The following is a 13,819-nucleotide window of genomic DNA, read 5'->3' as shown; positions in this document are numbered from 1 at the left end:
ATCCTTTTGAGAGAGAAAGGATACCAGCCAGTTTTATTCGTAATAGAATAGCCTTAAAATATTGAAGTATAATTTTAATTCTTAAACAGATGAATGAAAAACATCAAAAAAAGAATCACACTTGCCTAAGTGTGAGAAGGCCCTTTATATGCTTTTTTCTAGCATTGGGTGTGTTTCTGCTATCCGCTTTTCCTACTGAATTGTATGCCCAGAAGAAAACAATTACTTTGGACTATAAAGAGTTGGGACTAATGGAACTTTTTAAGAAGATAGAAGAAAAGAGTGATTATGTCTTTTTCTACTATGACGTATTGATAGATAAGGATGTGAAGGTTCCTGCACGTTTCAAAAACATGACAGTAGAGCAAATTCTGGATAAAGTTTTTGCTAACATGGAGCTTGCCTATAGCATTAATAAAAAACAGATAACTATTAAAAAGAAAGTATTGCAGGAAAAAACGAAGAAAGAAGGTCAAAGCTCTATTGTAAAAGGAGTGGTATTCGACCAGTCTCGTGAACCGTTGCCCGGAGTTAGTATTGTAGTGCAAGGTACTAATATCGGGACCGTCAGTGATCTTAATGGAGCTTATTCCATTCATGTGCCTTCGGATGATTCGAAGATTATTTTCTCCTATATAGGTTTCGCTCCTGTGACTTATTCGGCAAAAGAAATGAATAAGCTGTCAGAAGTGGTGTTGGTTGAAGATACAAAAACAATTGATGAAGTGGTTGTGGTAGGATATACGACCCGTACACGTGAGAAATTAATCAGTTCCGTCTCGACTATAAACAATCAGGAACTAGTTAAGTCTACAGTCCCCAATCTGGAGAATGCGTTGACAGGGCGTGTGTCCGGAGTCTTTTCCCGTCAGACTAGTGCTGAACCGGGTTCAGATGGTGCCGATTTGAAAATTCGCGGTTTTGGTTCTGCTTTGGTGGTAGTAGATGGTATTCCGGGAAGAAATTACAGTGATATCGATCCTTCCGAAATTGAGTCCGTTTCCGTATTGAAAGATGCATCGGCTGCCGCTGTTTATGGGATGCAGGGAGCAAATGGAGTTATTCTTGTAACGACTAAAAGAGGAGGAAAAAACAAACCGACGACATTGGATATCAATACGCGCTTCGGATTGCAAATGCCTCATAACTATCCACAGCCTGCATCAACCCCGCTGTGGCAGACATTAGTTGGTGAATATTATGCTAATATGAAATTGATTAATGATAAGAACGCGGTAATTACTCCCGCTGATATGGCTACACGTGACTATGCTTATAATACCAATTGGTATGAGGAAATGATAAAGAACGCTCCCATCACCCAGTCCAATATCAATATTTCGGGAGGCACAGATAAAATCAGTTATTTTATTTCAGCCGGCTATTTATATCAGGGAGGTATTTGGTCAACAAATTCTACTGATAAGAATCGTTTCAATTTCCGTAGTAATTTGGATGCGGATATACTGAAAAACTTGAAGTTATCTGTCGGAGTGGGAGCTGTCATTAACAGTCTGAATTATCCGAGATCCGCTTCGTATGAGATAGCCCGCAAAATGAAAGATATGGCTCCGAATATTCCGGTAAAGTGGCCGGGGCATGACGACTATTATGCTTTTGGTGGGGAAGGTACGGTGAATCCGATGGCATTGGCGGATAAAGAGGCATCCGGATATTCCAAGAAAATAGCCAAGAATCTGAATGTGGATTTTTCTTTAGAGTATAAGGTTCCCTTTGTAGAGGGGCTTTCTTTGAAGGCTACGATGGGATATACGCAATCTGATTCGTGGAATAAGAACTGGAATATGAATATCGTTTATATGGGCTATCGGGAGGATGCGCAGGAATATTATGAGAGTGCTTCCGCCTCTAATGCCAATAAAGCAAGTTTGAGTTTGGAAGATGGTTTTTCCTATAATATAACCGGACAAGGTTTTATCAATTATATCCGTTCGTTCGGGAATCATAATATAAACAGCGGACTGGTCTTTGAATTTTCGGATGCGGAAAACCGTTCTACTGTTACGTCTCGTGGAGAATTTCCTTCTACTGTGTTGGATATGATGGCGGGTGGAATTGCCAATAAACAAGTGACAAATAGTGAAGTTTTCCGTAAATACAGGACGGCTTCTTTCATCGGTCGTTTCTCTTATGATTACCGTTCCAAGTATTTTGTCGATTTCAACTTTCGATATGATGGTGCCCAGTATTTTGCCGATAAGTGGGGTTTCTTTCCCTCTGCCTCTGTAGGATGGATGCTGACAAACGAAGAGTTTATGAACCCGTTGAAGAAAGTCTTGAATGAGTTTAAAATTCGTGCCTCCTGGGGAGAATTGGGTGACTTGTCGGCTGCCAGTCAATATTATGCTAATAATGAGCAATACTATTTTCAAAGCGGCTATCAATATCCGGGTACTCCGATGAATTTTGGTGACCGCACCATTTATGGATTAAATCCCACCTTGAATCCTAATCCGGATTTTACATGGGCTACCTCGTCAATGATAAATGCGGGTGTTGATTTTAAGTTGTGGAATGGCTTGCTTAGCGGATCGGCAGATGTGTTCTATCGTCAGCGTAAGGGACTTCCGGCACAAAAGGCCAATGATAATGCAGGAGCATTGGCTACTTGGTATAACTTAGACCATGACAACACCCGCGGTTTTGAGTTCTCATTGAATCATCAATATAAAATAGGAGAAGTCAACTATTTTGTCGGAGGAAACATGTCGTGGTCCAGAACCCGGAAAGGGAACATTGAGCACGGAAGATTTACAAGCGGTTATGACGAATGGAAATGGAACACTGAAGGACATTGGAATAACGTACGTTGGGGATATAACTGTATTGGACGTTATCAGTCGTATGGAGAAATAGCCAATGCACCCATGCATAATAATTCGAATAATAACAGTGCCATATTGCCGGGTGACTTAAAGTATGAAGACTGGAATGGCGATGGCTATATTGACAATTATGATCAACGTCCTATCGGAAGAAATGCTTATCCGGAGTTGGTATATGGTATTAATCTGGGACTTTCCTGGAAGGGAGTTGATTTCTCCATGTTCTGGCAGGGAGGGGCATTGTCGGACTTCCAGATCGGTGCTTTCGATATGGATGCTTTCCAGGAAGGAGCTACTAACTTGAACACTTGGGAATATTTTGGCGATCGTTGGCATCGTGCCGATTATACTGATCCGAATTCTGAATGGATACCCGGGTATTTTCCTGCGGTCCGGGATTTTACATCAGTAACGATCAATCGTCTAAGTTCTAATTTTTGGATGTGGAATGGAAATTACATCCGTCTGAAAAATGTGGAATTGGGATATACTTTGCCACAACGAATTACCCAGAAGGCTAATATCAAACAGTTGAGGATTTATGCGAATCTTTATAACTGCCTGACCTTCTCCTCACAGAAATTCTTTGATCCGGAACAGCTTGAAAGTCAGTATTCGTTTGCCAGCTATCCGCAAATCATGTCATTTAATGTAGGTATAAATCTTAAATTCTAACAGGTTATGAAAGTAAAATCTATCATATATATGGTATTGGCATTGAGCTTGTGCTGTGGATGTAGCGATTGGCTTACTGTCGATTCGAAAACCATTCTTAGTGAAGAGGACATTGCCAAATATCCCGAACTGGCAGAAGCACAGTTCTTATCCAATTATGCGGAATTACGTAAATCAATTCATTGTATCGGTGACGGAGCAATGTCGTATAGGCAACATCATCTGGATGCTTTTACCGATGATGGAGCGAGCAATATTACCTACGAGAATGGGGTCATGAGAAATAACACTCCGGGTACTGTTTTTGGAGGAGTCTTTTCTCAAAGCAAAGGTGAAATATTTGAGGCGGTATGGAATTATAAGACAATCAATATTGTTAATAAGTTTATCGCCACTTATAAGAATTCGGATAATGAAGGGGTGTTGAGTACAGTCGGTGAGGCTTATTTTATTCGTGCTTATCTGTATTTTGAGATGGTGAAACGATATGGGGGCGTGCCTTTGTATTCAAGTCCGTTGGATGATGTAAGCTCCATCAACAATCGTTCTACAGAGGAAAAATCCTGGGATTATATAAAAGATAACTTGGACTCGGCTCTTGTATTGCTTCCGAAAGTACAGCGTATTGCATCAGAAGATCGTGACCGTGCCAATCGGTATACAGCTTTGGCGTTGAAGTCGAGGGCTATGTTGTATGCGGGGACTATTGCTAAGTATGGAAAAGTTTCAAATAATAGTTTCCAGGGAATCCGCAAAGAAATGGCGAAAACATATTTATTGGAAGCGGCAAAAGCAGCAAAGGAAATCGTTGATGATGGTAAGTATGCGCTCTCTACTGAATTTGGCGATTTGTTTAATGGAAAAGATGAAAATAATAATGAGATAATTTTCCGTTTTGCTAACGTTGCCAAGACAGGAGTAGCTGTATATGAAGATTACTGGTACCAATCTTATCGTATCAAACGGTCTAGTTATTGTGCCTTTATGGTTCCTCCTTTAGATGTTGTCGAACAATTTGAAACATTAGACGGTAAGATTCAGCCATTGGATTATGCCGCTTCAAAGAATAATCCCGAAGATTTTTTTGCAAATCGTGATAAACGTCTGGATGCCACTGTTATTTATCCGGGAGGAGAGTTCTTGGGAGAACGTTTCTCTATTTACCGGAAAACACTCGTAAAAAGGACAGATGGAACTACTGAAGAATATTCTTATGAAAAATCTGAAGATTGGATGGGAGCGGGGAAAGTGCCCGGTCACGAAAAATACATGAAAAGTGGAGCAGATGGTATCTTCTTGAACCTTTCCGCCGCAGGAACTACTAACTGGGGATTTTTTCTGAAAAAAACACTGTATGGAGTGAAGAGGTTGGATGATTATCTTATACAAGAAAACGATCAGGATGCTGTCGTTATTCGGTATGGCGAGGTTATTTTAAATTTGGCTGAAGCTGCCGTTGAGCTTTCAACCTATGGAGTGAATGACTATTTAGCGGTTGCCCAAGTCGCTTTTGACCTATTGCGTAGTATACATGGAGGATTGCCTGCCAAAACGATGGACTTGGAGGTTGTACGGCATGAACGCCGGATAGACTTGATGTATGAAGGATTCCGTTATTGGGACTTGAAGCGTTGGCGCATTGGGGAAGAAAAGATGCACAATAAAACGTTGAAGGCTCTCTATCCCATTCTTCATATCGATGAAACAACTTCTCCTGCCTCCGTTTATTATACGTTGGAGAAAGTAGAAGCACCGGATTTGGCTACGAGAGTGAAATGGTTCGAGGAAAGAGACTATTATTGTCCGCTTCCTTTAAGCAAAAGCCCGGGTATCGTGCAGAATGACGGTTGGAATTGATAACCCTAAAAGAAAAGAATATGAATAGAGCTAGATTATATATAAATATCAAACTGTTACTTTTAGCAGTGTTAACACTGAATCTGTCAGGGTGTGAACTTGACGAACGTGTGGATGACTTGACCGGTGGCTACGAAGGCGCTTTTATTGACAGGCTGACCGGTGAAAAGGTGGCTACCGAATATTATGGAGCTAAATTAAAGTTACTTGATCTGGAGTATGGAAATGTAGCGGTTCCCTTGGAGTATAACACACTTCCTGAAGGAACATATCGCAATACCAAAGTATATCCTTCCCGCTATAAAGTATGGGCGAACGGACCGTTCTTTGAGTTGGATACCATTTATGGTGATATTCGTAGTTTTAAGAAAATGGACTTGATTGTTACCCCCAACGTAACATTGAAAATTAAGAAGGTGGAAGTGTTGTACGGCATTACAGCGAACGTCACTTTTACTTATCAGGTAAATGACGAACGCTCCAAGAATCAGGAAATAGGATTGGTATATGGCAAAGAGCAATATCCCGGACAACGTACGGCTATGAATGAAAGCGAAAGCGGTTCACATACTTACAAGCGAATAAAGAAGAATTTGACAGAATTGTCGGGAGAATTTACGGAGACTCTGTTCTTAAACCCTAACAGCACATATTATTTAAGAGCTTTGGGACGTACGGAATCAGCAGGAGATTACTGGAATTATTCAGAACAGACTGTGATTAATACGACAGATATTGATTTGTCTTCCTTACCGATTGAAGCCGCTGTCGGAGTAAGTAGTGCCACTTCTGCTGTTTTGCAGTGGGCATTTCCTCCCGTTGTTGACGAGATAAAGGTTTCTTATACGGATCGGGATGGTGAAGAGGTGATGGATAAATTTAAACCTACGGATTATTCATACGTTGCCAATTTACCTCATAATCAAAAGAGTACAATCAAAGTACAACTTCTGGCGAAAGGAGTTGCCGGTCCGGAACAAACGATTGAAGTACAGACTAAATCTTTGACGGATAAATATGTACCTGCCTCAAACACTCGTCCGGAAAATGTTCCTTTCTACAATGATTCGGAATTTAAAAAATCATTATCAGGTGAATGGGCATTGATATATGGTCCTACAATCGGCGAAGACTGGTCCACTACCGATTTACGTTTTGAATATTTCGATTGGTGGGATACATGGTTGATAGGATTTGCCGACCGTATGCCTGCTTGCCAGGATATAGAGAACTTTAAATCACTGACGATTCAGGGAGAAATACAAACATTGGTTGATATTTTACCTTTTGTTAATCTGGAAACACTTTCTATCATAAAGGGTAAAGGTTTCTCAGTGGATAAAACGATTAATCCGAAAGTTGACCTGACAGTTCTGAAGAAACTGAAGAAACTTAACACAGTTATTATAGGACCGGATGTGCCGCTTACTAAAAAGAATTTTGATGATGCGGGACTTACACATCTGACGATTACCAACTAGGTCGGTAATCACACTACTCCCTTTGACAAGCGAATGTGTCTAGTGGGTAACATCGGATACATTCGTTTTTTAAAAGAAATATATAAATGAAAATATAAATAGTATGTGTAAGATTAAATGTTTATTTCTACTGATGTTGATCGTATTGTGTTCTTCCTGCAAAGAAAGTACAGAAGATGAAAAAGCGATGCAACAGATGGTGGAACGTTTATTTCCGGAGTATGCTTCCCAATTTAGTTTTGAACAATCAGAAAAGATTGATAAAGATTGGTATGAAATAGAAGCGCAAGGAGGAACAGTACGAATACGGGGAAATAACGCAAATTCGATGGCTGTAGGGCTGAACTATTATCTGAATCATTACTGCCTTACCTCTGTTTCCTGGTATGTGAACGATACGGTGGAGATGCCGGAAGTATTACCCATGCCACCGGCAAAAATAATTTCGACTGCCCGTTGCAAGAACCGATTCTTTCTTAATTACTGTACCTTCGGTTATACAATGCCATGGTGGACATGGAAGGATTGGGAACGGTTGATAGACTGGATGGCTTTAAATGGAATCAATATGCCTTTGGCAATCACCGGACAAGAATCTGTCTGGTATCGCGTATGGACGAAATTAGGATTGACGGATGAGGAAATACGGAACTATTTCACAGGGCCTGCTCACTTGCCTTGGCATCGTATGTCTAACTTGGATTATTGGCAGGGGCCTCTGCCTAAAGAATGGCTGGATACACAAGAAGCATTGCAGAAACAAATCGTAGCCCGTGAACGTCAATTTAATATGCGCCCCATACTTCCTGCATTTGCCGGACATGTACCGTCGGAACTTAAAAGAATCTATCCGGAAGCTAAGATTAGCCGGATGAGCTCTTGGGGAGGTTTCGAGGATAAATACAGAAGCCACTTTCTGGATCCGCTTGACCCATTGTTTGCAACCATACAGAAAGAGTTTCTGGAAGAACAAACTAAGTTGTTCGGAACAGACCATATTTATGGGGCAGATCCTTTTAATGAAGTAGCCCCTCCAAGTTGGGAGCCGGAATTTTTAGCCAATTGCTCGAAGCATATTTATCAATCGATGACGCATGTCGATCCGGATGCTACTTGGTTACAAATGACATGGTTATTCTATATTGACCGACATTTATGGACAAACGAACGGGTAGAAGCTTTCTTGAAAGCAGTCCCTCAAAATAAACTGTTGCTACTGGACTATTATTGTGAGAATACTGAAGTTTGGAAGCAGACAGATCGGTATTTCGGGCAACCATATTTATGGTGCTATTTAGGAAATTTCGGAGGAAATACAATGCTTGCCGGAAACACCAAAGAAGTGGGGAAACGAATCGAAAATGTATATACCAATGGTGGAGAAAACTTTTCGGGACTGGGTTCTACTTTGGAGGGGTTTGATGTAAATCCTTTCATGTATGAATATGTTTTCAGTAAAGCATGGGATTGTAATCTGCCGGACTCTGTATGGATAGAACAACTGGCAGACAGGCGAATTGGCTTGAGAAACCAACAAATGTGTCGGGCATGGAAATTGCTTTATGACAGTATTTATACAGCACCAGCTGCTTTGGGACAGGGGACATTGATGAATGCGCGTCCTTGTTTAAAAGGAAATGGCAATTGGACGACTACGCCTACGGTAGCGTATTCCAATGAAACTTTGTTTGAGGTATGGGAGATGTTGTTGAAAGCCGGAGAACATCGACATTCTACTTATGAATATGATGTTGTTAATATAGGAAGGCAAGTGCTGGGGAATTATTTCGGGAAGCTTCGCGATGAATTTGCGGAAACTTATTCCCGGAAGCAATTACCGCTATTAAAACAAAAAGGAGCTGAAATGAAACAACTACTGCGTGATGTTAATACTTTATTAAGTACACAATCTTCTTTTTTACTGGGAAAATGGATTGAAGATGCCCGTTCATTAGGTATAGACGAAGCCTCTAAAAATTATTACGAAGAAAATGCCCGTACTATCGTTTCAACCTGGGGAGATAAAGATCAAAGTTTAAACGATTATGCAAATCGTACTTGGGGAGGTTTGGTATCGGGATATTATGCGCCTCGTTGGGAAATGTTTATAGATGAAGTTATTCGCTCTGTTTCTAACAAGCAGCCGTTTAATGCTGATGCTTTTCATCAAAGAGTGACGCAGTTTGAAATTGACTGGGTCAAGTCACATGAACGTTATCCTTCCGAACCGGTTGGTAATGCTGTTGAGATTGCTACTTTATTGATGAATAAATACAAGGATTCAATTTTAAAAGAAAAACACAATGAGAATAATTAGTTATATTTCAAGTATAATCATCACTTTTTTTGCATTGGCTATTATGAGCGGATGCAAAGATTCGGAAGTTGTTGATGACGGCTTTCGTACAACAATGGCTAAAGCCTCTGATGTGAAATTAAATAAAGTTGCCTATTGGCCGGGAGATCCTGTAAATTGCTCTTTTACCTTGAAAAATGAAACGAACTATCCGATGGATATTCGTGAAGTAAAAGTGGTGATTCAGAACTTGGATGATGGAGGGTGTGTATTGATAGAAAAGTCTGTTGCTTCCCATATTCAAATAGAACCGGGACAATCTGTTCCTGTGGATGCCGGGACACTGTATACCCTTCCAGCTGCATTAAAGCCTTCTTCCTTTTGTGCTGTCAGGTTCCTGTTAGATTTTGAAGATGGGATAACCACTACAATTGACGGAACATATTTCAGAGCTGTCAACGAGCAGTCGCTGTTGACTTACGATATTCAAAAGTTAGATTATCAGGGACTTCCTGTTTATCGTCAGATAGGAGATATGAGTGCCGGGTTCGGTGTATTAAAAACGATAGTTGCTTTCGACCAGGGAATAGCTGCCACCATGGAGGAGGCTCCGCAGGGTGGTACTTATCCGGTTGCGCCTACTCCGGAGTTTTTGCAACGTTCCGTTCGCAAAACTGTTGAGCTTTACAATTCGGAGATCGGAGCTGCCACAAAGATAAAGAGAGTGGTGGTTGGAACGGGGATCGCATCTGTTTCTTACTTTGCAACAATGATGGGGGCAGCCTATTTACCTATTCATTATCTGGTATCGGCTAATTCTGCTTCCGAAGTACAAGCTATACTCGATTATTCCAATCAAAATGGATATGCCTCTTATGCCACATTGGGTTATGACGGTTCTATGCCTGGAGTGGGAGTTGCCTGGATAAAATTATTGGATTTGCCGGAAGAATATAAGCAATTTATAAAAGACCATCAGGTGGAAGAAGTTTATATTTATGGAGTAGGTCAGGAAGGACATGGAGAGTCTTATTCCCGAAGGGTTTTGACGCAGAATACAATTACCGATGAATATGCACCTGGTTCTTTATATATATTGTATACTAACTTTGGTTCGGATGCCGATATTGACGCACTGAAACATCGGTTGTATGACTATAATCAGTTAAAATTGGGTGAAGGACAGTATATATCTGATTGGGAAAGCGGAATTGTTGATGATCAGATAACCAATATATCCGGCTCTGCGCAAGCGATGGCAAATGTGAAAGCTTATACGATTGAGACTGATGATATGATGGCTTTGTACAATATATCTTCTTTCCTGACGCTTCAATATATAAAAAAGAATCAAAGCAAGTTGCAGGCACCTTTTGTGAATGGAGTTATTTTTAACGAGTATCTTACGAATCACCCTCAATATGAAGCGTTTGTTGGATATGTACCTTTATTATATTGGCAATTTAATTCGGCGGCTTCTACAGTAGAACGTATTGATGGTTATCTGAAGCCAGCTATTGCCGGGTATTTTCCTGATGTTGTCGATCATCTGTATGAGGGATCTTTCTATCTGAATTCTAATATGAGACGCTATGAGTTTTATGACGAGCTGATAGCAAGAGGTGTCACTTCGGAGAATATTAGAATTAGGCAGAGTGTAGATAAATGGAATCCGGAAGATGATGGAGAAACGGAAGAGTATTTGGGACGCATTAATCATAAAATAGGTTCGGCTGAAGAATTTGCTTATGATATAATTGAACGTATTGGAGTGCAGAAGTATCGGAATACGGTTAAGTCGATGGAGTACCTGACATTGGAGGAGCTTCGTACTATTTGTGCACAGGTTGGAAATATGAGATTAGTAGAACATTGATATAACATCGGATTTAAGATTTAAACTAACGAAATGAATATAAAACAATTGATGGTAACTTTCTTCATTGCACTATTGGTAGGAGGAGAGATTGGAGCTCGTGTGCTGACGGATAAATTCGTTTATTCACAAGGGGAGAAGGTTGTGTTTACTTTTGATGGGAAGTCAGAAGGTAAAACGATTATACTGAAATATCTCTCCAAGAAAGGAGAACCGGTTCTTGCGGAGATTGGTGGAGAACCATTTGTTTGGGAAGTTCCTTCAGAATTTACGCCTGCAGCCGTAGGTGTTTATCAAAAAGAGGAGGGACAGTTGACATATTCTTCTTATTTTAGGGTGGTAATTCCCGGAATGTTGACTACCTATCAGATCGCTAAAGAGGAATATAAAGGTTTGAATGTGTTTATGCTCGATGGTGGGATGAGTGCGGAATATGCTGTCCAAAAATCTTTAGCTAATCTGACGGCAGGTGTGAGCCATACATGGCAGATTGGTCCGGGAGGAGGTCCCAAACCGGTATGGGGGACACCTGATTTCCTTCAACAATCCGTTCAGCATACAGTAGATTTATATAATGAGTATTTGGGTAAGTCGAAGAAACTTAAAACTGTGATAATAGCTACGGGAGTACCGACGGTACCTTATCTTTCTGCAGCTATGGAGGCTCCTGTATTGCCATTACATTTTTTGGTTTCTGTCAATTCTACCAAAGAAATTTCTTCCATATTAGAATATTCCTCGCAAGCTGGAGTACCTTGTTATGCGACATTGGGATATGATGCTTCCATGGATGATGTCGGAGTTGCCTGGATAAAATTATTGGCTTTGCCTGATGAATATCGGAAGTTTATAATAGAACATGAAGTAGAAAATGTAATTATCGCAGGCATAGGGGAAGACGTGAAAAGTGAATCTTATTGTCGGAAACTTAGTAAAACCGGAGTGGATGGTCAGGAGTATGCAGACGGCTCTCTTTATATTTTATATACCCAATCCGGTTCAGAGCATGACATCAAAACGATATCAAGAAATGTCGTGGACTATGATACGTTATCTCTTGAAAAAGGTAAGGACTTGGCCGATTGGGAGAGCGGTGTTGTCAACAGGCAGATTGATAATATATCAAAAGGTATTTATGAACATACTCCGGCACAAGTTTATTCTTTGATTGCTACTCATGATATGATGGATATGTATAATCTCGGTGCAAATATGGGTATGTATTTTATGTATAAGAATCGGGAGCAAACAAAGGTTTCCGTACAGGGGACTTATTTAAATGAATATTTAATATCACAACCTTTGTATGAGTTGACTCAAGGATATATTCCATTATTGTTTTGGCAGTTTGTTCCTCCTGTATCAACGATCGACAGGATAAAACGTGATATACAGAAAGTGGTGGATACTTATGAAAAAGGTGTTCTCTTGGAGAATAAAACCGTACATGTGAATGCACGTATCGGGAAAGAAGAGTTGGTACAGGAATTGAAGAAAAGGGGATTTCGGTTTGTTACTAAGCGCAAAGATAAGGTGGAAGAATTGTGGAACTTATCCGATGGGATAAATTCTCCTTGTGAAGAAGTCGTGCAGAATATAGTAGAACAGATTGGAGTTCGGAGATATAAGGAATTGTGCGAAAATGCTTTATATTTGGATTTGGATGATCTCAAGCAATTGGTAGAAGATGTGCAGGGATTAATCTTTCAGTCTCTTTGATAAAAGGATGGGGGGAATGTGTGATTCAATCTCTATAGACTTTATTATGTCTCTTAACTTGACTGGGTTGATAAACTAATTAGTTAAAATTATATGGATTAGCAGGGAGTTATAAAAAAACTCTCTGCTTTTCTGCTTGACTTCTGTTGCGAAATGATTACTTTTGCGCACGTTATCAATTCACAACTGAAACTATGAGTAAAAAAAGCCTTCTTATTGCGGCCGTGGCTATCTTGGTGATAGCTATTATTGGTATTACTTATTTATTGTTTACCGAAAAACAAGCTAACCGGGAGTTAGTGCAGGAATTCCAATTAGATAAGGAAGATCTGGAAAACGAATATACCCGTTTTGCACAACAATATGATGAGTTAAAGATGACGATTTCTAATGACTCTTTATCTCAATTACTGGAACAGGAACAATTGAAAACTCAACGTCTCTTGGAAGAACTTCGTACAGTGAAGAGCACGAATGCTACAGAGATCCGTCGTTTAAAGAATGAGTTGGCTACTTTGCGTAAGGTAATGATTGGGTATATTAATCAGATCGACTCTCTGAATAAACTGACTGCACAGCAGAAACAGGTCATAGCTGAAGTGACTCAAAAGTATAATCAGGCTTCACGACAGATCGATAACCTTTCTGAAGAAAAGAAGAATCTGAATAAGAAGGTGACGCTAGCCGCACAACTCGATGCAACTAATATTCGTATCGAACCACGCAATAAACGTGGTAAAGTGGCGAAGAAAGTGAAAGACGTGGTGAAGTTAGCCATCAGTTTCACGGTCGTGAAGAATATAACCGCCGAAAACGGTGAACGTACCATCTATGTACGTATAACCAAACCCGATAATGATGTACTGACCAAGAGTGCATCCAATACTTTCCCTTATGAAAACCGTACATTGGTTTATTCAATTAAGAAGTATATTGAATATAACGGAGAAGAACAGAATATCAATGTGTTTTGGGATGTAGAAGAATTCTTGTATGCCGGAAACTACCGTGTTGATATCTTCGAAGGTGGTAATCTGATTGGTTCGCAGACCTTTATGTTAGATTAATA

At 40.1% G+C, this 13,819-nt stretch carries 7 protein-coding genes; all 7 read left to right on the top strand.

Features of this window, described 5'->3' with window-relative positions; genetic code table 11:
- Nucleotides 1-251: 251 nt before the first annotated feature.
- The 7 genes from AB5217_RS05655 to AB5217_RS05625 all read left to right on the top strand — a co-directional run bounded on the left by AB5217_RS05655 (nt 252) and on the right by AB5217_RS05625 (nt 13,817).
- Nucleotides 252-3,521, top strand: a complete 3,270-nt coding sequence (locus AB5217_RS05655; RefSeq protein WP_229115768.1) for a TonB-dependent receptor — start codon at nt 252-254, stop codon at nt 3,519-3,521.
- A 6-nt stretch (nt 3,522-3,527) separates the two neighbouring features.
- Complete coding sequence (locus AB5217_RS05650; protein ID WP_009000275.1) at nt 3,528-5,378, top strand: RagB/SusD family nutrient uptake outer membrane protein; 1,851 nt, start codon at nt 3,528-3,530, stop codon at nt 5,376-5,378.
- A 20-nt stretch (nt 5,379-5,398) separates the two neighbouring features.
- Complete coding sequence (locus tag AB5217_RS05645; protein ID WP_004323584.1) at nt 5,399-6,859, top strand: DUF3823 domain-containing protein; 1,461 nt, start codon at nt 5,399-5,401, stop codon at nt 6,857-6,859.
- Nucleotides 6,860-6,962: 103 nt separating this feature from the next.
- The gene (locus AB5217_RS05640) at nt 6,963-9,176 is read left to right on the top strand and encodes an alpha-N-acetylglucosaminidase (protein ID WP_368112883.1); all 2,214 of its coding nucleotides are present in this window, start codon (nt 6,963-6,965) and stop codon (nt 9,174-9,176) included.
- Nucleotides 9,163-11,031, top strand: a complete 1,869-nt coding sequence (locus AB5217_RS05635) for a hypothetical protein (protein WP_004297242.1) — start codon at nt 9,163-9,165, stop codon at nt 11,029-11,031. Before AB5217_RS05640 ends, AB5217_RS05635 begins: the two co-directional genes overlap by 14 nt.
- 33 nt (nt 11,032-11,064) lie before the next feature.
- Nucleotides 11,065-12,750, top strand: a complete 1,686-nt coding sequence (locus AB5217_RS05630; protein WP_070782606.1) for a hypothetical protein — start codon at nt 11,065-11,067, stop codon at nt 12,748-12,750.
- Nucleotides 12,751-12,944: 194 nt separating this feature from the next.
- Complete coding sequence (locus AB5217_RS05625; protein WP_004297244.1) at nt 12,945-13,817, top strand: hypothetical protein; 873 nt, start codon at nt 12,945-12,947, stop codon at nt 13,815-13,817.
- Nucleotides 13,818-13,819: the final 2 nt, after the last annotated feature.

It is taken from the genome of Bacteroides sp. MSSM.1001136sp1_RTP21357st2_D2_RTP21359_211015 (genome assembly GCF_040913205.1).
GTDB classification, from domain to species: Bacteria; Bacteroidota; Bacteroidia; order Bacteroidales; family Bacteroidaceae; genus Bacteroides; species Bacteroides ovatus.
Note: the sequence above shows the minus strand (reverse complement) of the source record. Positions and strands in the feature narration are given on the sequence as shown.